At 44.0% G+C, this 25,347-nt stretch carries 16 protein-coding genes and 1 pseudogene; 10 read left to right on the forward strand and 7 right to left on the reverse strand.

Going from position 1 to position 25,347, the window contains the following annotated elements; all coding sequences use genetic code 11:
- Positions 1–746: 746 nt before the first annotated feature.
- Complete coding sequence (locus BW947_RS06010) at positions 747–1,292, reverse strand: mechanosensitive ion channel family protein (protein ID WP_076497526.1); 546 nt, start codon at positions 1,290–1,292, stop codon at positions 747–749.
- Positions 1,293–1,397: 105 nt separating this feature from the next.
- Between BW947_RS06010 and BW947_RS06015 the strand changes: the two genes are divergently transcribed.
- From BW947_RS06015 to ahpF, 4 genes are all read left to right on the forward strand, one after another.
- On the forward strand, positions 1,398–2,141 hold the full coding sequence (locus tag BW947_RS06015) for a spermidine synthase (protein WP_076497528.1): 744 nt from the start codon (positions 1,398–1,400) through the stop codon (positions 2,139–2,141).
- Between the two features lie 88 nt (positions 2,142–2,229).
- Complete coding sequence (locus BW947_RS06020) at positions 2,230–3,762, forward strand: leucyl aminopeptidase (RefSeq protein WP_076497529.1); 1,533 nt, start codon at positions 2,230–2,232, stop codon at positions 3,760–3,762.
- 360 nt (positions 3,763–4,122) lie between these two features.
- Positions 4,123–4,692, forward strand: coding sequence for an alkyl hydroperoxide reductase subunit C (ahpC, locus tag BW947_RS06025; RefSeq protein WP_076497531.1), 570 nt, complete (start codon positions 4,123–4,125; stop codon positions 4,690–4,692).
- A 160-nt stretch (positions 4,693–4,852) separates the two neighbouring features.
- On the forward strand, positions 4,853–6,424 hold the full coding sequence (gene ahpF, locus BW947_RS06030; RefSeq protein ID WP_076497532.1) for an alkyl hydroperoxide reductase subunit F: 1,572 nt from the start codon (positions 4,853–4,855) through the stop codon (positions 6,422–6,424).
- 145 nt (positions 6,425–6,569) lie between these two features.
- On the opposite strand, the gene BW947_RS18550 is transcribed toward ahpF, so the two are convergent.
- The 5 genes from BW947_RS18550 to brnQ all read right to left on the reverse strand — a co-directional run bounded on the left by BW947_RS18550 (position 6,570) and on the right by brnQ (position 12,844).
- On the reverse strand, positions 6,570–7,625 hold the full coding sequence (locus BW947_RS18550; RefSeq protein ID WP_076497534.1) for a hypothetical protein: 1,056 nt from the start codon (positions 7,623–7,625) through the stop codon (positions 6,570–6,572).
- A gap of 103 nt (positions 7,626–7,728) precedes the next feature.
- Positions 7,729–9,453, reverse strand: a complete 1,725-nt coding sequence (gene recJ, locus BW947_RS06040; protein WP_076497536.1) for a single-stranded-DNA-specific exonuclease RecJ — start codon at positions 9,451–9,453, stop codon at positions 7,729–7,731.
- A 94-nt stretch (positions 9,454–9,547) separates the two neighbouring features.
- A complete protein-coding gene (gene dsbC / locus BW947_RS06045; protein WP_076497539.1) occupies positions 9,548–10,273 on the reverse strand; it encodes a bifunctional protein-disulfide isomerase/oxidoreductase DsbC in 726 nt (241 codons plus the stop codon).
- Positions 10,274–10,413: 140 nt separating this feature from the next.
- Positions 10,414–11,316: a site-specific tyrosine recombinase XerD gene (gene xerD / locus BW947_RS06050; RefSeq protein ID WP_076497542.1), complete on the reverse strand. Its 903-nt coding sequence runs from the start codon at positions 11,314–11,316 to the stop codon at positions 10,414–10,416.
- A gap of 115 nt (positions 11,317–11,431) precedes the next feature.
- On the reverse strand, positions 11,432–12,844 hold the full coding sequence (brnQ, locus tag BW947_RS06055; RefSeq protein ID WP_076497545.1) for a branched-chain amino acid transport system II carrier protein: 1,413 nt from the start codon (positions 12,842–12,844) through the stop codon (positions 11,432–11,434).
- Between the two features lie 527 nt (positions 12,845–13,371).
- Between brnQ and BW947_RS06060 the strand changes: the two genes are divergently transcribed.
- The 6 genes and pseudogenes from BW947_RS06060 to BW947_RS06085 all read left to right on the forward strand — a co-directional run bounded on the left by BW947_RS06060 (position 13,372) and on the right by BW947_RS06085 (position 23,926).
- A complete protein-coding gene (locus BW947_RS06060) occupies positions 13,372–14,088 on the forward strand; it encodes a tRNA1(Val) (adenine(37)-N6)-methyltransferase (protein ID WP_076497548.1) in 717 nt (238 codons plus the stop codon).
- Positions 14,089–14,326: 238 nt separating this feature from the next.
- Positions 14,327–15,589 carry an ATP-dependent RNA helicase SrmB gene (gene srmB, locus BW947_RS06065; RefSeq protein WP_076498035.1) on the forward strand — a complete coding sequence of 421 codons (1,263 nt, stop codon included), beginning with the start codon at positions 14,327–14,329 and terminating at the stop codon, positions 15,587–15,589.
- Positions 15,590–16,196: 607 nt separating this feature from the next.
- The gene (locus BW947_RS06070; protein ID WP_076497550.1) at positions 16,197–17,408 is read left to right on the forward strand and encodes an efflux RND transporter periplasmic adaptor subunit; all 1,212 of its coding nucleotides are present in this window, start codon (positions 16,197–16,199) and stop codon (positions 17,406–17,408) included.
- Positions 17,408–20,599 (forward strand): annotated as a pseudogene (locus BW947_RS06075) (efflux RND transporter permease subunit). The gene BW947_RS06070 and the pseudogene BW947_RS06075 overlap by 1 nt, the downstream one beginning before the upstream one ends.
- 221 nt (positions 20,600–20,820) lie before the next feature.
- Positions 20,821–21,528 (forward strand): TatD family nuclease-associated radical SAM protein, encoded by a 708-nt coding sequence (locus BW947_RS06080; protein ID WP_076497552.1) that lies wholly within the window; start codon positions 20,821–20,823, stop codon positions 21,526–21,528.
- Between the two features lie 163 nt (positions 21,529–21,691).
- A complete protein-coding gene (locus BW947_RS06085; RefSeq protein ID WP_076497554.1) occupies positions 21,692–23,926 on the forward strand; it encodes a PAS domain-containing protein in 2,235 nt (744 codons plus the stop codon).
- Here BW947_RS06085 and BW947_RS06090 read toward each other — a convergent pair.
- Positions 23,910–25,313, reverse strand: coding sequence for a hypothetical protein (locus BW947_RS06090; RefSeq protein ID WP_076498036.1), 1,404 nt, complete (start codon positions 25,311–25,313; stop codon positions 23,910–23,912). The two genes, BW947_RS06085 and BW947_RS06090, sit on opposite strands and share 17 nt — an antisense overlap.
- Positions 25,314–25,347: the final 34 nt, after the last annotated feature.

The raw sequence follows: 25,347 nt of genomic DNA on the forward strand, positions 1-25,347 counted from the left end.
CGAAGGCTAAGCAGTTTCGATTAACTCAACACCTGTGAGTGTCCACACAGATTTCTTGTTTTATATTGTTAAAGAGCAACTCAATCTCATCAGAGAATGTGAGTACCACACTGAGCATCAAATGCTTCCAGGTGGCTAGGGCTGCGTATTCTACGCATTTCCCATTGTGCGTCAAGGAGTTTTTACAAACTTTCTCAACACTCATCAATCAGTAAACTTATCGATGAACTGTTACTACATCAGACGGCTTAACGCTGTCTGCCGTGTCAGTGGATGCGCATTATAGGCAGCGCGAGATTTTGTGCAACCCTTTTTTCACTAAATTAGCCGTTAATTACTGATATCTACACTAGCCACACACTACCCACCGCTTACCCCCAGACTTATCCACAAAACCAGCAACTTTGGCTTATTAATAATGGCGAATAAGTGTGTTGATGACTCAAGTCATGTAGCTAGGAGCAATACTATTTGGGATAAAACCGCTATTTAATGCCTGTGAATCAATTTAAGTCGGCATTTGTCATACTGCAAACAAGCCATGTCAAAGAAAGTGACAGGGATGATCCAAACGCACGTTATGACTTCATCATTGGTTAACTAGCTATATAAAGAAGAGGAAGTAGAAGTAGGTAATAAAGGTGAAGGTAATAACTGCTGAGCTCAACCTCATGTTATGAATCAAGGCGAGCTAACACATTCACAGCGAGGTAGATGCGCTATCAAGATGTGCGAAAGCTTGCCGGTTATTCTGGGTCAAAGCGTTTTTTACTGTCTGACTGAGCTTGCCGCTGAGCTAATGGAGTTTGATCGGCTAGCTTTAGTACCGCCTTTTGCAACATCAAGTTATTAGGGTAAGTCACCATATCGCCGTTATCACGGTGGATGAGTACATGGAATAAAGCGATTTCAACAATAATACCGCTGATGTCCTCATCCTTATCAACCACCTTAATACGTTCGCCTATGCGGTAAGGGAATACAAAGAAAATCAGTACACCTGCCGTTAAGTTACTTAATATTGACCACTGCGCCACTAACGCGACGCCCATTACCGCAAAAGCAGAGGAAACAAATAGCGATACATCCTGATAGCCAAGCCCTAAAGAGACCGCCATCAGTGATAGTGTAATAAAGAACATCACATATGAGATAAACCGCGTAACTAAACTGGTGCGCGTTACACTCACCTGCTTCATTTGCGCAAGTTTGCGCACCCAATGGGTTAATGCACGCTGTAAAAAGAGAAACACTGCAAGATAAATACAGGCAAGCAGGATTTGATTTGTCATAATAGCCGCTCAATTAACTAAACTGTCTGAATTCTAACTTTTTTGCGCGCTGAGTTATAGCACACGCAAACAAGCCATGCAGCAAAACCGAGTATTTGATTCAATATGGTTGATTCTACCCTCTTATATGAAACTCAAGATGAATTAGGCCCAATTCGCGTAATCGATTATGACGACTCACGGATCCTGTCCTTTGGGGATAATGATGAGCAGAGTAAAATTTTAAAAGCTGCGCCACATATCCCCCAACATACTTATGTGCAAGCCATGTTGTTAGTTTTGCTATTTTGTAAGCCCAAGAGCGCTATTGTTTTAGGTTTAGGTGGTGGCTCGATTATTCACTCTCTACGCAATTTCGACGCAGCCATAAAGTTAACGGCGGTGGAATTACGCCCTATAGTGATTGAGTTAGCTAAACGCTACTTCCAACTCCCCATAGGTAAAAAGCTGAATCTTATTAATGATGATGCCATCGCATTTTTAGCCGCTGGCGAGCATAAAAAAGTCGATGTGATTTTTGCCGATATATACACCGCCAAAGGAGTCGAAGCAGGCCAGCTTTCGCCAGTATTCCTAGAGCAATGCACTAACCTCATCAAACCTAACGGTTATTTAGTACTAAACTGCTGGAAAGAGCATAGCCAAAATCGCGAATTATTAGCCGACTTACAACAGCACTTTGCCCATGTTGACGCCTGCCTGACGGGCGGCGGTAATTGGGTGATTTTTGCTAGCCAAACACCCCAGCTTTTAGGTACATCGGCCCTTAAAAGCAATGCCCAATCGTTATCCCAGCAATTAGGCTTTGCCCTTGAGCGATCGTTAACGCGGTTTGGGCCTTGGATTTAATCTTAATCTCAGCCAAATAGCTTAAATTAGTTAACCCTAAGGCTGAGCTTTGATATTCTTCTCACACTCCAATGATATGAGTTGTACCATGAAAAATAAGCACAAATTTATGTTAAGCGTTATGGCTCTGGCGTGCCTTAATCCTCTCAATGCTAACGCCGAAATTTTTAGTTTTGATACTCGTAGCTCACTGAACTCAGATACCTTAGTGCTATTCCAAAGTGCTGATTCAACCACCTATGGTATCGACCTTTTACCTCAGTCGACCCAAGACCAACTAAACCTTGCAACGGCGGATAATATTTTTTCCGGTAAGCAGGGAGAAACCCTCGAGATTTTAGTACCGAGCGAAATCGATGCTAAACGGATATTACTGGTAGGCATTGGCGATGCAAAAATCTTAACCCCAGGCTCCATTAATACTATTGGGGGCAATATTGCTGCAAAACTCGATACTGTTCCGCAGGCCACGGTGCGTATATTTACTCAAGGCTTAACGGCCGCGCCACTATTTGCTGCTGAGCTTGCCCATGGTATAGAGCTACGTAGCTACCGTTACACTCAGTTTAAAGCCAGTACCCATAAGCAAAAAAACTATCAAATTGCCGTCGATGATTTAAGCGCCAACCAGAAACGCCACAAAAACTTACAAGCGGTTGAAGAAGGCGTGTTTTTAGCCCGCGACTTAACCAACGCACCTGCTGGCATTATGTATCCCGATAGCTTTGCCAATGAAGCCAGAAAACTTAAATCCCTCGGTGTTAAAGTCACAGTATTAGAAGCCAAAGATATCGAACGCTTACAACTAGGCGCTTTAGCTGCGGTGGGTAAAGGCAGTGAGCGCCCACCTAAGTTAGTCGTCGCCCATTGGCCAGGTAGTAAAGACGCGCCAATTGCACTGGTTGGCAAAGGCATTACCTTTGACTCGGGCGGTTATAATATCAAAGCAACGGGCACTTCAATCGCACGGATGAAGTCAGATATGGCGGGCGCGGCGACGGTACTTGGCACCATTAAAGCCATGGCGATTCAAAAAGCAGCGGTCAACGTTGTGGCAATTATGCCCATGGCAGAGAACATGATATCCGGCCATGCGATGATCCCTGGGGACGTGATTAAAACGGCCCAAGGGCTTACCGTTGAAGTGCTCAATACCGATGCAGAGGGTCGTTTAGTGTTGGCCGATGGCCTCTGGTATGCCCGAGAACACTACAACCCCTCGATTATCATTGATGTCGCGACGTTAACCGGCTCTAAAGTCGGCGCACTTGGCAGCGTGTATGCGGGATTGTTTACCGATTCAGAGACCTTAGTCAAAGAGTTAACCTATGCAGGACAACAGGTTGATGAAAAAGTATGGCGTTTACCGTTAGATCAAGCCTATGCTGATGAGATTAAATCCACGATCGCGGATCTAAAAAATACCGGTAAAGAAGGAAGTGCTGGCGCTTCTTCTGCGGCGATGTTTTTAAAACGCTTTGCGGGCGAACAACCTTGGGCACACCTTGATATCGCGGGTAATGCGTTAACCGCCACCGATACCGCCGTAGTGCCAGCTGGCGCAACAGGTTATGGCGTACGTTTACTCAGCACTTGGCTAACTCAGCCTAAGACTCAGTAATCACATTTAGCTTGCCAGCACCTAAGCATTTGTAAAATGGTCTTGTTCTAATTGAATTTATGTTTGAAGGGATATCATAGATATCCCTTTTTTATACCTGAAATTTATCCCACATCCTTCACAGATAAGCACTCGCCTAAAACCCTGAGCAACCCCAATCACACCAAACCTGCAGTGGGCGTGGTAAACCGATTGAGTCCGGCCAGATCTCACTTGCATTCTATTAAACCGATTAGAATGATAGCTTTTATCCGTTATCTTAATTATTAGCGAGTCGGTAGTATGCTTCACATCGACAGGACGCAAGCAAACGCCCTCGTTATGAACTTAAGCAATCATCAACTAAATGGAAGCATAAAAATGACTCAATCAATTATCAACAGCACAATCAAACCATTCAAAGCCACTGCGTTTCACAATGGTGAATTCGTTCCAGTGACAGAGCAAGACCTGTTAGGTAAATGGTCAGTGGTATTCTTCTACCCTGCTGACTTTACCTTTGTTTGCCCAACTGAATTAGGCGACATGGCTGATTACTACGAAAAGCTACAAGGTATGGGTGTTGAAGTTTACTCAGTCTCTACTGACACTCACTTCACTCACAAAGCATGGCATGACACGTCAGACACCATTAAGAAGATTAACTTCCCAATGTTGGCTGACCCAACAGGCACTATCAGCCGTAACTTCGGTGTGATGATAGAAGAAGACGGTTTAGCACTGCGTGGTACTTTTGTTATTAACCCAGAAGGCCAAATCAAGGTTAGCGAAGTTCACGATTTAGGTATTGGCCGTAGCGCTCAAGAGCTAGTTCGTAAAATTCAAGCTGCTCAATATGTTGCGACTCACGATGGTGAAGTTTGCCCAGCTAAATGGCAGCCAGGTGATGACACATTAGCACCATCTTTAGACCTAGTTGGCAAAATCTAATTTAGCCCAAAGCGTCAACCCCGCCAGTCTAGCATCCTGAGCTAAATGGCGTTGCACCCCGAAACTGCAACGCCACATTGCAAAGGACTAAGCCCGCCCCTGCATGGGCCTAGACTGGCGCCTTTTATCTCTCCCTTTTAAGCAATTTTGGAGTTATCACATGTTAGATGCGAATTTAAAAAATCAACTGCAAACCTACCTGCAAAACCTCAAGAGACCAGTTGAACTTGTCGTGTCTGCAGACGAGTCTAAAAAATCTCAAGAATTAAAAAGTTTAGCGCAAGACATTGTCAGCCTTTCTTCTTTGGTGAGCCTGAAAGAAATTCAGGGCGAACGCATCCCAGCAATGACAGTAATAAACCCACAGATTAATACGCAAATTAGTTTTGCTGGTCTGCCTATGGGTCACGAATTTACTTCACTTGTGCTGGCCTTACTGCACACAGGTGGACACCCAATTAAACTCAGCGATGAGATTATCCAGCAGATCCGCGATCTGCCCGGCAAATATGCCTTTGAGACTTACGTATCTCTGACCTGCCAAAACTGCCCTGATGTCATTCAGGCACTGAACATGATGGCCGCAATCAACCCAAATATCACTAACGTGATGATTGACGGTGCTTTGTTCCAAGACGAAGTGAATAGCCGCAACATCATGGCTGTACCATCGGTCTACTTAAACGGCGAAGTGTTTGCTGCAGGTCGCATCAGTATTGGCGAGATTTTGAATAAACTCGACACCAATGCCGCCAGCCGTAAGGCTGATGAAATTGCTGAAAAAGCCCCATTTGAAGTATTAGTGGTTGGCGGTGGCCCAGCAGGTGCTGCAGCGGCTATTTATGCAGCGCGTAAAGGCTTACGTACTGGTATTGTTGCCGACAAGTTTGGCGGACAAGTGGCTGAAACCGTAGGTATTGAAAACTTTATATCAGTCAAATCGACTGAAGGTCCAAAGCTTGTAGCAAACCTTGAAGCCCATGTAAGAGACTACGAAGTTGACATCATGGACAACCAGAAAGCCGTGTCGTTAGGCACTGACGGTTTGTTTGAACTTGAGTTAGCAAGCGGCGCTAAATTACGTAGCCGTACTATATTATTGGCCACAGGTGCCCGCTGGCGTGAAATGAACGTCCCCGGTGAGAAAGAATACCGCGGCAAAGGCGTGGCTTATTGCCCACATTGCGATGGCCCGTTATTTAAAGGTAAACGCGTAGCTGTGATTGGTGGCGGTAACTCAGGTATCGAAGCTGCTATCGATTTAGCGAATATTGTCGAGCACGTAACGGTACTGGAGTTTGATAAAACCCTACGCGCCGATGATGTACTGCAACGTAAAGCGGCTTCTATGGGTAACATTACTATTATTACCCAAGCGATGACCACTGAAGTGACTGGCGATGGCACCCGAGTGAATGGCCTGAACTACACAGACAGAGCAACAGGTGATAGCCATCATGTCACACTTGCAGGTATCTTCGTACAAATTGGTTTAGTACCCAATGCAGAATGGTTGAAAGGCACCATTGATTTAACCCCAAGGGGCGAAATTATTGTTGATGCACGCGGACAAACTTCTGTTCCAGGTATTTTTGCCGCAGGTGATGTGACTGACTCCCCTTTCAAGCAAATCATTATTGCCATGGGCAGCGGCGCAAATGCATCATTGGGCGCATTTGATTACTTAATTCGCCATAGTGATGAAGAAACCGCTAAGACCAAAGTGGCTTAACAAGTTAATCAACATCGACGGTAACACAAACATATAGCCAGCATCCGCTGGCTATTTTTATTCATAGAAAACATTACACTCTCGCACGCTCTAATAATATTTATACACAAGCTCAGTTAACACTAAAAACATCTCCAATCATACATTAATCAAACGCTTCTATAATTTCTTGGATTGCTTCATTAGCAACTTTAATAAGATCATTATATTTAATTTCTCTAGATTCATGATATGAGCGTCTCATTATGCTTTTTAGACTAAACTCGGTATCAACTAACATCCAATAGATGTCTTTTGAATGCTCCGGATGAATCATACTTGTAGCATACTTTCCTACTTCACCATCCAGATTAACATGATGAAAAACATTACAAAACTCGGCTAATTTTTTGTCTTTTGTAGCAATCCAGACATCTTGATTTACACCGTCGATACCATTTTGTTCGACGATATTAGCAGTCTGTAATAGATGAATATCGCAAGCACCATTAAATGCGATCTTCATAACCTCTGCAGAGTTAGTCGGTAACTTACCCTCACTTGTTTTAAGAAAGTTGTTTCTAATCTTTCTTCTTAATTCAATAATCCCCCTACTATTAGAAGGTGGTTCTACAAAGCAGTATTTTGCAATTTCAATTTCCGCAGCACTCAAGATGTCAACTTTACGTTCAATTTTATCTAAAAATTTTTTAAATTTTTCAATCGGCTTTCCTTTGAACTTATTATCAATTAAATTCAAATATAAAATACATGAAAATGATATTGCTAAAGTGGTTTTTGCTTCATGTGAAAGATCATTGTATCCGTAGTTTTCACTCTTCCCTGTATACTCTGAATATACGCAATTTGGAGTATCAATAAATCCAGGTAAGTGTTCAGTACAAAATAACTCATACTTTTCTCTAGACTTTTGTGCAAGCTCTGGTGGCATTTCATTCAAAGCTAATCCAGGTGATATGCAAACACTCTGAGGCGGACACCTTTGTAAAAGTTTAATCAGATTATGCAACCCTTGTTTTTTTACGGACGCCCATTTATTTCCATTATCTACAACCTTTTCCATGCTTATCAATATATTAGTATCTAATGCTATAGTTGTTTCAATACCAGCTAACTTATTTTTTGCAATCAATACAGGGTCTAATTTAAGCTCTCCACTCACAGGTCTGCTTGCCTTAATAAATAACGTTCTAGTTTCCATGTTTTATATTCCAACATTACATTTTTAATAGGAGATATCGATATACCAATCAAGTTAGAAAACTTATTTAATCAGAATTGCAAAGGCAATCCTAAAAATTGAGTTACATGGCCTCAATTTGCTCAACCATGAGTTGCAATGAGAAGTTACCGCGATACTCATTCACATCAAGTTTATAAACAATACGGGCGTGGCGAATAGTTGCATCGGGCCATGTGTGTAAATCCACATTAAAAGCAATCGCATCAAGCATCACTGTGCCACATTGGGTTTCAAGCACCAATTTAAGGTGACGCTCACCAACAAGGCGTTGTTGCACTATGGTAAAGTAACCATCAAATAGCGGTTCTTCAAAGGCTTGACCCCAAGGTCCAGCATTGCGCAATAACTGCGCCATCTCCAGATTCAACTCTGTTGGGGTAAGTTCACCATCGGACCAAAACTCGCCGGTTAATAACTCCGCTTTAAGCTGTTCACGCACCGCATCATCATAGGCTTTGGCAAACGTAGCAAAACTGCCGGCTTTAAGTGATAACCCAGCCGCCATCGCATGGCCGCCAAACTTGATAATCAGCCCAGGGTTACGCGTGTTCACCAGTTCAAGTAAGTCACGCATATGCAGCCCTTTAATCGAGCGCGCCGAGCCTTTAATTTCACAGTTGCCTGCATCGGCAAAGGCTATTACCGGTCTGTGGTATTTATCTTTAATGCGCGAGGCTAAAATCCCAATCACGCCTTGATGCCAATCTTCTTGAAATAAAGCGATACCCCAAGGTAACTCGGCTTCGTTGAGCTTTAATTGCTCAAGAGTTTTCAATGCCTCTTGCTGCATACCCACTTCAAGCTCACGCCGCTCTTGGTTTAAACCGTCAAGCTCCGCGGCCATGCGGCGGGCAAGCATCATGTCTTCACAAAGTAATGTTTCAACGCCAAGCGCCATTTCATCCAACCGCCCTGCGGCATTAAGTCTTGGGCCTACGGCAAAACCAAAGTCGGATGCAACGATACGCGCAGGGTTTCGCTTCGCCACTTCAAGCAATGCGGTAATTCCCACTCGGCAGCGCCCAGCGCGCACACGCTGCAAACCCGCTTCGACCAAAATACGATTATTGGCATCAAGTGACACCACATCGGCAACGGTGCCAAGGGCAACGATATCGAGCAAAGAGCCTAAATTAGGTTCAGTAATACCGCGCGTTTGATACCAGTTTCGCGCTCGCAGTTCGGCTCTTAACGCCGTCATCAAATAAAAAGCCACCCCGACGCCAGCAATCGATTTACTGGCAAATGAACAACCGGGTTGATTCGGATTGACGATTGCATCGGCATTAGGTAATTCATGTCCGGGTAGATGATGGTCAGTAATCACTACTTGCATGCCAAAGGCTTTGGCCGCGGCTACGCCATCAATTGATGAAATACCGTTATCCACCGTAATCAACATTTCGGCTTGTTTAGTCGCCGCAACAGCAACTATTTCAGGGCTTAAGCCGTAGCCATAGTCAAAGCGATTGGGAATCAAATAGTCCACTTTGGTCGCGCCCATCATCCGCAGCGCCAACATGCACACGCTGGTCGAGGTTGCGCCGTCGGCATCAAAATCACCGACAATCAAAATCGATTTCTTCGCCTGCATTGCATCGGCGATAAGTGCAGCAGACTCAGCCAAACCTTTCATGGTGTCAGGCCTTAACAACCCCTTCAGAGCAAGTTCACACTCGTGAGTTAGCGCGCCGCGACGAGCATAAAGCTGCTTTAATAGCGGCGAAAGATGAGCGGGTAAATGGCTATCATCAACGGTTGGGCGACGGACTATCTTATGGATCAAGGGACTCTAACTCTGAGGGAATCGTGGCAATAAGATAACAAAAAGGTGAGCGTTAAGCTCACCTTTAGTGGGATAATTTTTACGGTTCTGAGTATTATTGACGCGCCTCTAAGGTGCGTAATAAGTCTGCAGGGGGTTGATAACCGGGGATCATATTACCGTCGTCTAACACGATTGCAGGCGTGCCATTAACACCAAATGTTGCCCCTAAAGCATACTGTTCGGCAATCTTAGCATCGCATGTAGCCGCGACAACTTTGCTACCCGCTTTGGCATCTGTCATGGCTTTTAAAGGATCTTTAGCGCACCAAATCGCCTGCATCTCGTCGGCATTGGCCGAAGGCACACCCGCACGCGGGAACGCTAAATAACGCACGGTAATACCTAGTTTATTGTATTCATCCATTTGGCTGTGCAATTTACGGCAATAGCCACAGCTAACGTCGGTAAATACAGTGACGACATACTTTTCGTTTTTGGCTTTATAAACCAACATATTATCTTCAAGCGGCTTCATCATTTCTAAACGTGGGCCAGCTAATGCGGCTTCGGTTAAGTTTTTCATGCCTTTATCTAAGTCATATACGCTGCCGTGAAACAGTTTTGAGCCATCACGAGTGATATAAAGTACACCGCGGTTGGTCATAGCCTGATACAAACCGTCAATGGGTGAGTCTTGCATAGAAATGACTTCAACATCTAACGTCTCGGTCAGTTTTTGCTTAATCGCCGCAGTATCTGGCGAGGTCGCCGTTGCCGCGTTCACAAGAGGCGCAACAACAAAGGCAAAAATTAAAGATAATGCTCGGGTTAACTTCATGGGGCATCCTATAAATTGAGTCTCTACGAAGAGATTTTGAGGTCGTTCAAATTCGATATACTTAATAGACCCTCTATGGGGGCGAAAAGTTACAGGCAAGCCGTTCGGAAAGCAAATTTATGCTGTAACTAAATCCTTTATTAACCTCTAGGATGGTGCTGTTGATGTAATTCCTGCAACCTTGCGCGGGCCACATGGGTATAAATTTGTGTTGTCGACAAATCACTATGACCTAACAGCAATTGCACCACCCGCAGATCGGCACCGTGATTGAGCAAATGGGTAGCAAAAGCGTGGCGTAATGTGTGTGGTGACAATGCAGTCTCAATCCCAGCACGCAGGGCATATAACTTGATTCGATGCCAAAAGGTTTGCCGAGTCATCATCTGTCCGCGTTTAGACGGGAACACTACATCAGATTGTTTATTACTGAGCAGTTCTTGGCGAGCAAATTTCATATAGCTTTCGACTTCAGTAATCGCCAACTCACCCAGTGGCACCAGCCGCTCTTTACCGCCCTTACCGACAATCCGCACTAAGCCTTGACGCAGGCTCATTTGCTCCATCGTCAGGCTAACGAGTTCACTCACCCTTAAACCAGTGGCATATAACAGCTCCAGCATCGCCTTATCGCGGCATTCAACGGCATCTTCTACATTGGGCTCTGACAACAAACGCTCGACCTGCGATTCACTTAATGAGTCGGGTAAATGACGGGTTAATTTGGGCGACTCGATTAACGCCAAGGGATCCGTCGTGATGTGTTTAGTCTGTATAAGGTAGCTATAGAAACGCCGTAAACTACTGAGTAGCCGAGCACTACTGGTACGCGCAAAATTCTGTTCGACCCTAAAGGCTAAATACGCCCGAATATCAGCTTGAGAAACCGCGAGTAGCGTAACCTCTTGCTGAATTTGAAAACGCTCAAAATGGCACAGATCGGTACGATAAGCCGATAGCGTGTTATCGCTCAACCCTTTACTTGACCAAATATCATCAAGAAAAGCATCAATAAGTGGGTCACTCTGATAAGTCTTAGGCACAGATTCTCCATAAAAAAACGGCGTAATCAAATGATACGCCGTTGATATTAAATTAAATGTGGTTAAATCTATATAGGCTTAATTGAACTGAGCCTGTAAGTTTTCATCATAAAATTTAAGCTGCAGCCACTTGACCTCGGCCACGACCGAATACTAAGCACAGTGCAATCGTTGCAGCTGTGGGGAGTAACCAAGCCATACCTTCTTCATACAGCGGCAACATAGACAACACCGGAGACATTGAATCAACGATATGGATAAATCCCTGTGCCATGCCATTAACCGCTTGACCGTCAGCGCCTGTCAGACTACTCGCTGCCACTTTAAGGCCGTCGAAAATACCGAACAGTAACGCCACGCTCAACACTGCACGGTGCGCAAACTGCGGATTAGCAAAATAAGCCGTCAGAAAAGTCACCACTACAAGCGCAATGGCTACCGGATAAATAGTCATTAGCACTGGAATACTAATCGCGATCAACTGAGATAACCCTACGTTTGCAATCACAGCACAAATTACACTTAAAAAGATTACCAAAAAGCGGTAGGACAATTTTGGCATCAGTTCATTAAAGAACTCAGAGCAAGCACTCACTAAACCGACAGCAGTGGTTAAACACGCTAAGGTCACTACGGTAGAAAGTAAGATTGAACCCAAATCGCCAAATTCACGTGTGACATAGTTTGTTAAAATTTCGCCACCGTTTTTAGCACCAATCGCGATATCACCTGCCGTTGCACCCAAAAAGAACAACGACACATAAACGAAGGCTAAACCTGCAGCAGCAATAAAGGCGGCGCGGATCAGGTATCGAGTTTGGGCGCTCGGTTCTGATATGCCCTTTTTTCGTAGAATATCGATAATCAACATACCAAACATTAAGGACGCGAGCGTATCCATAGTGTTATAGCCTTCCAAAATACCTTTGGTAAGCGGATGTTTTTGATAGTCGCCCATCGCTTGACCGACTTCAGATGCGGGTAAAAAGATCACTGAAGCTGCTAATCCAACCAATAAGATCAGTAGGATTGGGGTTAATACTTTACCGACACTATCGAGCAATTTCCCAGGAAAAAGCGCTAATAGCATAGTGACAGCAAAAAAACACAAGGTGTACAACAACTGCGACAGGTTGAGTTCTAAATTACCTAATAAAAACGTAGCTGTGGTGTTATCTATAAAAGGTTTAGCCCCTATTTCATAGGCCACTAAACCGGTACGCGGCGCCGCAAAAGCAGGGCCAATAATAATATAAATCGCGATAGCCAATGTCGTTGCTGCAAATACAGGCAGCATAGCCATAACCTTACCTTGAGCCTTAGCGACGGCAATCAGCCCGACTAAAGGTAAACCTACGGCGGTAATTAAAAAACCCAACATAGCGAAGGGCATATTATCCCCCGCCAACATGCCAGCAAACGGCGGAAATATTAAGTTACCTGCCCCCAAAAAAAATGCAAAGGTCATAAAACCTAAGCCCAATGTATCCCCGATACTCATATGATTGTCTTGCACTGGAAGCCCCATTTAGTCTTATTGTTTTTTTACAAACTTAAGTGATTATGTGTCGATTAGCCATAGCTAAAACAAAGCCCATTTGGAATGCAAATCTATGTTTACACATTTCCGTGGTAAATATATTGAATATCTGCTGAGTTAATAAACAGTGACGAAGCTAAACATGACGTAACCGTCTATTTATTCACCACAAAACTCATTTACCTATCCGTTAATCAATAAAGTGATTAAAAATGGGGGCGAAACTAATACCAAACTTGCAACGCTAATGCAAGATAACTAGGCTTGGCGGCTTAAAAAGGTAAAATAATGCTAATGTACTGCTAACTACAGGTTATCGAGGCAATAAATTAAAGCGTTAATTAAGTGAAATCTGGATTATTAGGGTAAAAATGAGCTCCCTCTGCAATAGGGCTTATGTCACTCAAGTCTTTGCATTTGTTTAAAGCGGTAGCTAAAAACCCAAGGCAGGCTTTAGAATAATGCCCATTCCCAATTGAACGCTCATCACACTCCAACGGCAAAGCAAACTATCAATGGCATTTACTTTTAAACAATTTCATATCGACGACATGAATTGCGGCATGGCCGTAGGCACAGATAGTGTCGTCTTAGGCGCGTGGGCTCAACTAACCACAGCAAAAACTGTCTTAGATATCGGCGCCGGTAGTGGCTTACTCAGTTTAATGGCCGCGCAGCGTAGCCAAGCACAGATTACCGCAGTTGAGTTAGACGCAAGTGCCGCCCATGCTTGCCAACATAACTTTGGTAATAGCCCATGGGTTAATCGACTGACCTTAGTGAATAGCAGCATACAAAAATTTTGCCAACAGGTTGAATATCAAGGGAAGTTTGAGCATATCATTTGTAATCCACCCTATTTTGAACAAGGCACACAAGCAATACAATCCCAGCGCGCGATGGCCCGTCACACTGATAGCTTAAGTTTTACCGCACTACTCGATGCTATTCATGTGTGCCTAGCACCGCAAGGAAACGCAAGCCTTATATTACCGATGCAGAGTATGGCGCGTTTTAATGATTGTTTAGCACTCTCACAACTCAGCTTGATTGAAATAACTCACCTTATCAGCGTTGTAGGGAAAAGTGCCAATCGAGTGCTTTGCGTACTTGCACATAAAACTCAGCCTGAAATGGCTCCTAAAAGCAGTGACATCATTATCCGAGAACTTTCAGGCCAATACACCCAAACCATGGTGCAATTGATACAAGATTTTTACCTTAAATACTGATACTGGGCTCACCTCTGAGACTTTACATAAAGGGAGTTAAGTTTGATAACGTTAATGAAAGGCGCAATACCCCGCAAATCAAATGCTAATACATTGAGCTAAAAGCATTTAGCTAATACCTACGACCATAAAACCTGAGCGACTGAGAAGATAAACACCGGAGATCTAGAGTAAGTCATTTAAGTTAACCGCTATAACCTTTATAATGCTGCGCTATATATCCGTCGAGACGCTGCGCATGCAATTTGAAGATTTCCAGCTTGACCCTAGCTTATTAGAGTCGCTTAATGCCATGGGGCATCATTCACCCACCACTATTCAGCAAGAAACTATCCCTTATGCCCTAGAGCAAAGAGATATTCTAGCGCGCGCCCCGACAGGAACAGGTAAAACTGCGAGCTTTTTACTGCCTTCACTACAGCATTTAATTGACTTCCCTCGTCGTTTTGCAGGGCAAGCTCGTATCCTTATTCTCACGCCAACCCGTGAGTTAGCTAGCCAAATTCATCGCTATGCCTGCCATTTAGCCACAGGCCAAGATTTAGATATCGCGATTGTCACTGGCGGCGTGCCTTACGGACCACAGGAAGAAGCCTTAGCTGGCAACGTGGACATCCTAGTTGCGACCCCTGGCCGTTTGATGGAGTATCTTGATAAAGGTAACTTCAACGCTCAAGAAGTCGATATTTTAATTATCGACGAAGCTGACCGCATGTTAGATATGGGATTCTCTTCGGTTGTGCAAGCGATTGCGATTGAAGCCCAAGGCCGTAAACAAAATATGCTGTTCTCTGCCACCTTAGAAGGCGGCGGTGTACAACGTTTTGCCCGTGAAGTGCTCAACGACCCGATTGAAATCGATGTTGAAGCCCCACGTAGCGAAAAAGCTAAAATCCACCAGTGGATCCACTTAGCGGACGATAAAGAACATAAGTTTGAACTGCTATGTCATTTGCTGCGCCAAGAAGATGTTAAACGCACTATCGTATTTGTGAAAACACGCGAGCTCGTTTCTAGCTTAGATGGTCTGTTACTCAAAGCTGGCATTCCCTGCGCCTTCATGCGTGGCGATATGGAACAAAAGAAACGTTTCCAAGCCTTGAGCCGCTTTACTAAAGGTGAAGTTAACGTATTACTGGCGACCGATGTGGCTGCACGCGGTATTGATGTCGACGATATCACCCATGTAATCAACTTTGATATGCCGCGCTCTGCCGATACTTATATTCACCGTATTGGTCGTACTGGCCGTGCTGGCGCAAAAGGAACTGCCATTTCACTTGCCGAAGCCCACGACATGCGTATCGTAGGTAAAATCGAGCGTTATATCGAGCAGCCGTTGAAACGCCGTGTGATTGAAGAGCTGCGTCCAAAGAATAAAGAAGCGCGCACACCGGGTAAGAAAAAAGCCAAAGTGAAAGCGAAAGAAGCTGCAAAGAAAACCAGCAAGAAAGAAGCCGCTAAAAAAGCCAGTAAGATTGCTAGAAAAAAGAACAAGTAATTCATTTTTTAGCACTCTATAAAAAAAGCCGCTTTTGCGGCTTTTTTTATACCTATCACGCCTATTATCAGCATATTGGCTACATTTTTATTATGTAACCTGAGCTCAAGATAGTGACTGTGGTAACTGATTAATCTTATTACCTTATTCGCAAAATTAACTCTACAGAGGTAGTTTTCCCGTTATCAAGGCAAGTTTACATACCTATACCTAATAGTGGGCTATTAGTAGCAAAGTTAACGCAGATAAAGGGAGAAATAACCTGTAGAGACGCAGAGCTTATCCCGATCTAAGGTTATGCACATACTCCATAACATAAAGATGAACACAACAATAAAGCGAACCACGAACCCAGCCTAAACATGATCCTCTATCAACTTGATTAAGTTTATAAATAGACAGTAAAAACACATTCAGCGAACAAAAAAGCGAACCCGAATCACACACGCTGTTGATCTTACCGCCATCAATAAACGTACACTGCTAAGCGTTAGATTTTACAACATTATTCTTTAGATACATTTTATTTACAAAAATAAATTTATTGCTGTGGCCGACTCTGATACTTTAACCCCCATTACGCGATTAGCATGGATGTAACGATAATATGATGAAGACCTTATTAAGGAGATTATCTCCTTTTTTTATTCTGCTACTGTTTGTTTTGGGCGCAGCCTTATTAATGCAAACGAAGGAGGCGCCAGAACAAAAAGCTGAAGAGATACCTGTTCCTATTGTCGATGTCCTGCAGGTGACTCAACAAACTGTATCACTCAATTTACCTTCTTACGGTGTGGTTACCCCTAAATATAAAACTCAATTGGTAACTGAAGTTCAAGGCAGATTATTAACAATTTCAACAAACTTTGTTGCTGGTGGCATAGTCAAAAAAGGCGAACAATTAGCCCAAATCGAACCCTCTGATTACGAGGCCGACTTAATGCAGGCTGATGCTACTTTAGCTCAAGCCACTGCGGCACTGAACGAAGAAATTGCTCGCGGTGAAGTGGCTAAAATTGAATTTAAAGGCTATGACAAGGGCTTACCGCCTGAGTTAGGCCTACGTATTCCGCAGCTCAAAAAAGAACAAGCCAACGTAAAATATGCCCAAGCAGCACTGGCACGTGCCCAACGCAATCTTGAGCGCACCGTTATCCGCGCCCCCTTTGATGGCATCATCAAGGCAAGAAATGTCGATTTAGGTCAGTACGTTAGCTTAGGCACTAATCTAGGGGAGCTTTACGATACCAGTATTGCCGAAATCCGCTTGCCGATTTCAAATGATGATTTAGCCTACCTAGAGTCTGTTGATAATCCCGATACCGAAGTGACGCTTAGCGCCTCTCTAGCCGGAAAAAACAATAGCTGGCAAGGCAATATTGTCCGTAGCGAAGGTGTGATTGATGCAGAAAATCGCATGGTGTATTTAGTTGCTGAAATAAAAGATCCGTATTTACGCGCTAATAAAGTGGTCGGTAGCTTACCGCTCAAATACGGCGCTTTTGTTAATGCCATTATTAAAGGCCGCACTGTCGATGGCATAGTTAAATTACCACGCCATGTGGTCCGTAACGATCAAGTTGTGCTTGTGAATGATAAAAATATTGTTGAGATCCGCCATGTCAATGTCGTTCGTAGCGATCTTGAAAGTGTATTTATCAAGGACAGTTTAAAAACGGGTGAACGAGTGGCTACAACTCACTTTAACAATATGGCAAATGGCCAACTGGTCAAAGTATTAGGCGAAGCAGCACTACCCATTAATATGCAAACAGAAGACACGCCTGAATCGAGTCTTGCGGCCACTGAGGTTAAATGATGGACACTCAAACAGGGATTTTAGCGTGGTTCGCCCGCAACAGTGTGGCCGCTAACCTGCTAATGTGGGTGCTGTTAATCGGCGGCTTATTTAGTACGGTTTTAATCAATAAAGAGGTGTTCCCTTCTTTTGAACTCAATTTACTGAATATCTCCGTCGCTTATCCCGGCGCAGCACCACAGGAAATTGAAGAAGGCATTAACATCAAGATTGAAGAAGCCATTCAAGATATCAATGGCATTAAGAAAGTCACGTCAGTTGCGAGCGAAGGCGTGGGCTCTATTACAGTTGAAGTCGAGGACGGCTATGAAGTACAAGCAGTACTCGATGAAGCCAAGTTACGATTAGATGCTATTTCGACTTTTCCAGTAAACATTGAAAAACCCAACATCTACCAAATTAAGCCCGAGAATAACGTTATTTGGGTATCTGTCTATGGCGATATATCACTACACGATATGAAAGAATTGGCTAAATCAGTACGTGATGATTTAACCCAACTCCCCGCAGTAACCCGTGCTAAAGTCACAGGAGTACGTGATTATGAAATCGCTATCGAAACCTCAGAGGACAAACTGCGTGAATACGGCCTGACTTTTTCACAGGTAGCGTTAGCAGTACAAAACTCCTCTTTTGATTTACCCGGCGGTTCTATTCGCGCTCAAGATGGCGATATTCTGCTACGCACTAAGGGGCAAGCTTACACCGGCGATGACTTTGCGAATATCGTTGTCACCACTCGCCCAGACGGTAGCCGCGTGATGTTGCCGCAGGTGGCAAGCATCAAAGACGGTTTTGAAGAACGCTTGGAATACACCCGCTTCAACGGTAAACCTGCGGCGATTATCGAAGTCACCAGCATTGACGACCAAAACGCCTTAGATATTGCAGACCAAGTTAAAAAATATGTTGAGAAACGCCGCGCTACGCTTCCCGCTAACGCACAGCTCGATACTTGGGGTGATATGACTCACTACCTAAAGGGCCGTTTAGACATGATGACGTCAAACATGTTTTACGGTGCCTTACTGGTGTTTATCATCCTAGCCCTATTTCTTGATCTGAAGTTAGCATTTTGGGTGATGATGGGGATACCTGTGTCGTTTCTTGGCACTATGCTGATTATGCCACTTGATCCTTTTTCAATGACCATTAACATGCTAACCCTGTTTGCCTTTATTTTAGTGCTCGGGATAGTGGTCGACGATGCTATTGTCATTGGTGAGAGCGCTTACACCGAAGTCGAACGCCACGGTCACTCGGTTGAAAACGTGATCCGCGGCGCGCAAAAAGTGGCAATGCCCGCTACCTTTGGCGTATTAACCACGATTGCTGCTTTTATCCCTATGTTGATCGTTTCTGGCCCGATGGGGATTATCTGGAAATCCATCGGTATGGTAGTCATTCTCTGTTTAGTGTTCTCATTGATTGAATCTAAGCTTATCCTGCCAGCGCATTTAGCGCATATGAAGTTTAAAAAGCCTGGCGCACCAAGGGGACTTTTTGGTCGCTTTAAAGCTAATTTCAACGACAGAGTGCAATACTTTATTCACCACAGTTATCGCCACTTTCTCGAGCGTTGTATCAAGCACAGATACAATGTCGTGGCTGTTTTTGTCGGGGTGTTGATTCTGTCAATAGCCCTAGTTGCCAGTGGTAAAGTACGTTGGGTATTCTTTCCTGATATTCCATCAGATTTTATTCAAGTTCAACTTGAAATGGATGAGGGCAGCTCAGAAGATAACACCTTAAAGGTGGTACAGAGCATAGAAGAAGCCCTGTATAAAATGAACGATAAAATGGAGCAAGATAACGGCTATCAAGTAGTGAAGCACAGCTTTATTAACATGAGTTCACGTACCTCTGCTTTTATTTTTGCAGAACTGACCAAAGGCGAAGACCGCGAAGTCGACGGCGTGACGATTGCTGCGGCGTGGCGTGAACAATTGCCCGAACTGTTATCGGTTAAAAAACTCAGCTTTAACGCGAGCACCAATGATGCCGGTGGCGATATTTCCTTCAGGTTGACCTCAAGCGATCTCGATGAACTGTCTGCGGCATCAAAAGAACTAAAGCAAAAACTCGCCAGTTATGAGGGCGTGTACGATATTGCTGATAACTTCTCCTCGGGCAGCCATGAAATTCGCCTGAAGATACGTCCAGAGGCGGAAGCCCTTGGTTTAACCCTTTCTGATTTAGCCCGCCAAGTACGTTATGGTTTTTATGGTTATGAAGCCCAACGTATTTTACGCAACAAAGAAGAAATCAAGGTAATGGTGCGCTATCCATTAGAGCAGCGTCGTACTGTGGGTTATCTGGAAAACATGCTGATCCGTACGCCAAAGGGTACGTCAGTTCCGTTCTCGACTGTGGCACAAATTGAGAAAGGTGAATCCTATGCCTCAATTACCCGTGTTGACGGTAAGCGAGCAATTACCATCACGGCAAATGCCAACAAAAACATCGTTGAACCTTCAAAAGTCGTACAGGAAATTCAACAAGATTACCTGCCACAATTACAAGCCAAGTATCCTAAAATTCAAACTGCGCTCGATGGCGGCAGTTTAGATGAACAGAATGCCATGGGCGGCTTGCTGCAAGGTTTCTTCTTTGCCCTGTTTACCATTTATGCCCTGATGGCTATCCCGCTAAAATCCTACAGCCAGCCGTTAATCATCATGTCGGTTATCCCTTTTGGGATTATTGGTGCCCTGTTTGGTCATTTGATTCAGGGGCTCGCGATGAGCGTATTAAGCCTTTGCGGCATCGTGGCGCTTGCTGGAGTTGTCGTAAACGACTCTTTGATTTTGGTCGATTTTGTGAACCGAGCGCGTGAGCAAGGCCAATCGGTCAGGTAGGCAGCGGTGGATTCAGGCTGTTATCGCTTTAGGGCGATTATTTTAACGTCACTCACGACCTTTGTCGGCCTAGTACCCATTATTCTCGAGCGCAGTTTGCAGGCACAAATAGTGATCCCAATGGCAACCTCCCTCGCTTTTGGTATCTTATTCTCGACCGTAGTGACGCTGATCTTAGTGCCGCTGCTGTACATCATACTCGACGATGTTAGCCGCTCTAGCAGCCGCTTCTTCAACTGGTGGTGGCAGCCTAAAAAAACCAATGATGAGGACGTTAAGCATCCGGATTTTGAGCAAGCTGTCACGACTGACTATAAGAAAGACTATTTATAGGTTGTTAACGACAGACAGTTAATCAATGTCTTATCCTTAAAAAGAGAGCTTAGGCTCTCTTTTTTATTGCCTGTGCTCACTCAATTCCACATCAGCATCAAAGTCACTTTGCCGTGAGTGAGTTTGAGCTTTCAAGTTGCGATCTAGCTGACAGTTATGCCATCTGGCTTTCGCTACACTGTGGTTAAGTCGTCAGTTGTCGTTAGAATGAAACCGTCATTATGTCTAAGTATCTGCATAATCAACACCTTGATAACCCGCACGTTGTCACTACTGAAACCCTAGCGAACGGTCACATTACAGATGATGTTTGCACCAACGGAACCTGTGCGACCGAAACGCTAGTCTATGATATTCGCCGTAGTCGCTACCTCAATATTACTGGGCGCTGTACCCTGCGCTGCGCTTTTTGCCCGAAACATAATGGCAGTAAACAGATCCATGAATATCAATTGGCTTTGAGCCATCAACCTAAACCTGAAGAGATTATTCCTCTGTTGGGTGAGGTTACCGACTTCGAAGAATATGTGTTTTGCGGTTATGGCGAACCAACCTTAAATCTTCCAACCCTGCTCGCTGTGGCAAAAGAAATAAAGCAAAGAGGTGGACGAGTACGCATTAATACCGATGGGTTGGGCAATTTAGTCCATAGACGCAATATTCTGCCAGAACTTGCTGGCTGCGTAGACAGCTTATCGATTTCTCTTAATGCAGATAATGAAGCCGCCTATATTGAACATTGTCGCCCAAAACTCGCCGGTTCTTATGCTGCAATGCATGCCTTTATTGCGTTAGCCCCACACTACATAGACACAGTACAAGTTTCAGCGATTGAAGGGTTAGCAGGGGTTGATATCGTTCGTTGCCGTGAACAAGTTGAGAGTTATGGCTGCCAATTCAAGCATCGTCTATTAGGCGCCTTAGGTTAACACTGCCTAAAATATTACAATATTTTGCTATATCGCTGCGCCCAAGCTACCCATAAAACCAGCATAATTTTGCAATGGGAATTTTACGTTGCAACTGGCACTGTAGTAACAATTCTTTCGTGTTAACATAGCGTAATTAACAGTTCACCTACATAATCGATTCATGCTAAAGAATAATCCAAGTACGTATTCCCTCGCGCCACTACTCTCATTAACTCAAGGGATCTACTGGTCGCATCAACGTGTATTAGCCGTTGCAAGCCAGCTTTCCATGCTGGTGGTTGGCATGATCATTTTAACTAACTTGATTATTACTTTAGGTGAGCGTCGTCTGCAGGAAGAATGGGCTACACAGAGATACAGTGAACTACAAACCATAGGCACGCTTGTCACCGACAAAATATCTTTTCAGCAATTTCGCACCTTAATTTTTGCCAATGATGAACGACTAAAGCAATACTTAAGCAACCCCACCGCCAAGCAACAACTCAAATTACAACAAAGTTGGCAAGAATTGGTTCAAAAAATTCCTGAACTACTCGGCGTGGCGCTATACGATCCACAAGGTAATTATAAATTTTCAACCACCTCTAATTTCAGCAAAGATCCCATACCGCCCGCATTACTTGGTGTGAGTCGCCAGATGGGAGGCCGAGAAGTCTATACCTCACCACTAGAATTTGTCCCTATTGACGGTAAGTTAGAAGCCTATCTGTATCAAATGGCATTGCTAGAAAAGGCTGATCAAAGTTCGATGGGATATATAGTGACGTATAACTCTATGGAACAAATGCTTGAGGCCATAAAGCCAGCATTTTCGAGTAATCGCTCGCCCATGTTAATGCTCGATACGCAGGGATTACTCTTTACTGGTACTAATAGCTTAGCCCCGTTAAATAATGTGCCCACTTTTCTAGGTGCGAGTTTAAAGCAAAGTTACCCCGCATTGTGGCGTGATATGTCGATGAGTAACTTTGGTCAATTTCACGGTGAAGATGCCACGTTCGTCTACCTTAAGCTTGAGCTTACAACTCAGCCAGAGACCCGCCGAGAGTATTATTTACTGTCTTATGTGCGTAATTCAGACATAGCGGCACAATTTTATCAATGGCGAAATATTGTTATCGCGGCATCTTTAATACTCACTCTGTTAGCCGCTTGGGTGATATTACTTAGCCATATGTATCGCTTACAACAACGTTCTCGCCAATACAGTATTGATGTCGCTAATGGTTTATTTAACAGTGATATCGGCTTTATGATGGTCAACGAAAATGCCCGAGTGATTAGCGCCAATACTAAAGCGGCTGAAGCAACATTAGTTCCACTCGATGAGTTGACCGACCGCAGTCTGCAGCGAACTTTGTGCCTTGATGACACCACATACGCACAGTTAATGGAGCAAGTGCATAAGATAGGGCAATGGTCAGGAGATATCAGCCTAGAAAGCATTAAGGGCCCAACGCTAAGGGTTAATGTACGCCAAGCGCCAAGGGCAAGCCGAGGTTCACCACATTTATTAATAACCCTTGAAGATATTAGTGAGCTAATCCAGAGTAAACAACAGGCTTTCATCAATGAACTACTCTGCGACAGCACTGTAGCTATCGCGCTCACCGATGCCAATGGTAAATTGATTAAAATTAACCCGGCATTCGATGCCATGATGCAACTCAATGGGGATTTAAATCACGATTTAGCCTCATTACTTGCCAACGATTTAGGTAATCAATGGCAAAGGATCAGCTCTCAAATCGCCATGCAAGGTCAGTGGCAAGGGCAAATACTGTGTGCCCCCAAAGAGCCGCGATCCCATTGCTTGCAAGCTACCTTAAAGGGTCATGTCACAGCAGATGGTGAGATTGATTATATTGTATGTACTTTAGAACAGGCAGATCAGCGTGGCTCAAATAGAGAGAAACGTGACCTAGTCCCGCATCGAAATATCATACTGCAAAGGTTAGGCGATTTAGAAAGCTATTTTAGCTCGTTACCACCGCAAAGCCGCCTTAGCTCTAGCTTATTGCTAATGGATATTAACCCTGAGGGTATGTTGAGTCACATGAGTGACATAGACCAACTGGCGAATCGACAACAAGAAGTCGAAGTACAATTACTACTTGAAACCCCAGCTAATTATCAAATTTTGCATTGGCAACTAGGTAAGATCATCATGATGTTACCAGACACAGACGCCACCCAGGCCCATAGTTTTGCGCTTAATATGATGGAAAAACTCTCTGGTAATGGCCTAAGTGAAGGTATCAGCATAGGTATCGCGGGTTATCAAGAGGGGCAAACATTAGAGCAATATCTTAATAATGCTGAAATTGCCCTAAGGCGCGCTAAACAAAATAACGAGCAGAATATTGGCCAAGCTTTTACTCGTCATCAATGATAGATTCCGGAGCATTAACCGAGTCGGGTAATTTGCTCTGGGTAATTTCAATAATGGCTGAACGGTTCATGGTAATTTTATAGCGAATATACTGCGGGGCTTCACGGTTCTCACGTAACACTAAAATCAAATTAACTTGATAGCGACGCTCTACCGATTCATGGCTGATTTTACCTTCAACTTCCTTATAAATCTTTGCTTTACCTCGCTCTAAGTAACGGGCAAAGGGCACTAAACTAAAATTGACTTGCTCTTGGATAGTCGAATATCCCGCTTGGAACTCGCTCTGATTCACCTTAGTGGCAATTTTATAGTGTAAAATTTCTGCATCGACCTTATTTTGGCTATGTCGGTGCTTTAAAATTTCGCTGACTTTATCTGGTAAGTCTTGTTGACGCATAAACTCAAGCCAAACTAATTGCTTAGCTATGATTGCCTGACTGGTTGTATCACGCAAAATGCGGCTCCAGCGAGGTCTACCGCGCTGCACATAGCGCCACATGGCATTACGAACATCGTCCTTGAAAATTTCCCTAAAGCCGTAAATTACTGCCAAGGTCAGTACTAGGGCAATGGTGAAACCACTAAATGCACCTTGAGCCTGAATAATCAATGCCGATACCACTAGCATCACTAATGCGGTCGCTAATCCTGTGGTGAACTTTTTAAGGCCAATACCTAAGGGTTTTAATTCCTCTTTGAGCACCACGCCCTGCTGGATTAACCGACGTAATAACAACATCTTATTAGATATTCTGTTTGGGTCTTGCTTCGTTTGCACTGAGTTATATTTATGCTCATCCCGATAGGCACACTCATTGCGACATAGGGTTAATACCCGCTCTTGAATATCATTAAAATCACTGGTACGAGTGGCATGAGCAAGCACTTTCAGTAACTGCTGCTCACAAAACCAAGACAAGTAGTTATCGGCGTTTTCAAAATAGGATTTCCATTTAGGATCCTCAGGTTCGTTGCGGCGAAACTTTTTCAGTAATTGAATAACTTGTTCGCGCAGCTCATCAAGAGCGAGATAAAAGTGAGCTACGTCAGATATTTGTTTAAGTTCTTTAACATCGTTTTCAACAGCGACGGCAAACTGGTAGGCGAATAAATTAAGGTATAAGCGAAACTCTTCAATGGTACGGCGATTCAAACTGGCAAAACGCCCCTGCACCAGCGGTAAATGTAGACCTTCAGAATAGTAAGATCGGCGCCCGACAATCGAGCTAAAATAGTACTCTTCTTCATTGAGCGTATGTGAGCCTATGCCCATTTCCTTGGGTAAAAAGAAATAGAGATCGAGCTGACGGCTATCGCCCTTTTCCATCTGATGGCTAAATTTAATCGATAGCGATTCTTCTTGCTTTACACGTATCTTAGACACAGCATCCTTTTCATGAGTCTCCGTTAAAGGCATA

The sequence above is a fragment of the Shewanella morhuae genome (assembly GCF_900156405.1).
Classification (GTDB): Bacteria; Pseudomonadota; Gammaproteobacteria; order Enterobacterales; family Shewanellaceae; genus Shewanella; species Shewanella morhuae.

What these genes read in the sequence shown, in the direction of transcription:
- BW947_RS06010 (WP_076497526.1), bottom strand. Translation starts at nt 1,292, where the DNA reads ATGACAAATCAAATCCTGCTTGCCTGTATTTATCTTGCAGTGTTTCTC.
- BW947_RS06015 (WP_076497528.1), top strand. Translation starts at nt 1,398, where the DNA reads ATGGTTGATTCTACCCTCTTATATGAAACTCAAGATGAATTAGGCCCA.
- BW947_RS06020 (WP_076497529.1), top strand. Translation starts at nt 2,230, where the DNA reads ATGAAAAATAAGCACAAATTTATGTTAAGCGTTATGGCTCTGGCGTGC.
- ahpC (WP_076497531.1), top strand. Translation starts at nt 4,123, where the DNA reads ATGACTCAATCAATTATCAACAGCACAATCAAACCATTCAAAGCCACT.
- ahpF (WP_076497532.1), top strand. Translation starts at nt 4,853, where the DNA reads ATGTTAGATGCGAATTTAAAAAATCAACTGCAAACCTACCTGCAAAAC.
- BW947_RS18550 (WP_076497534.1), bottom strand. Translation starts at nt 7,625, where the DNA reads ATGGAAACTAGAACGTTATTTATTAAGGCAAGCAGACCTGTGAGTGGA.
- dsbC (WP_076497539.1), bottom strand. Translation starts at nt 10,273, where the DNA reads ATGAAGTTAACCCGAGCATTATCTTTAATTTTTGCCTTTGTTGTTGCG.
- brnQ (WP_076497545.1), bottom strand. Translation starts at nt 12,844, where the DNA reads ATGGGGCTTCCAGTGCAAGACAATCATATGAGTATCGGGGATACATTG.
- BW947_RS06060 (WP_076497548.1), top strand. Translation starts at nt 13,372, where the DNA reads ATGGCATTTACTTTTAAACAATTTCATATCGACGACATGAATTGCGGC.
- srmB (WP_076498035.1), top strand. Translation starts at nt 14,327, where the DNA reads ATGCAATTTGAAGATTTCCAGCTTGACCCTAGCTTATTAGAGTCGCTT.
- BW947_RS06070 (WP_076497550.1), top strand. Translation starts at nt 16,197, where the DNA reads ATGATGAAGACCTTATTAAGGAGATTATCTCCTTTTTTTATTCTGCTA.
- BW947_RS06080 (WP_076497552.1), top strand. Translation starts at nt 20,821, where the DNA reads ATGTCTAAGTATCTGCATAATCAACACCTTGATAACCCGCACGTTGTC.
- BW947_RS06085 (WP_076497554.1), top strand. Translation starts at nt 21,692, where the DNA reads ATGCTAAAGAATAATCCAAGTACGTATTCCCTCGCGCCACTACTCTCA.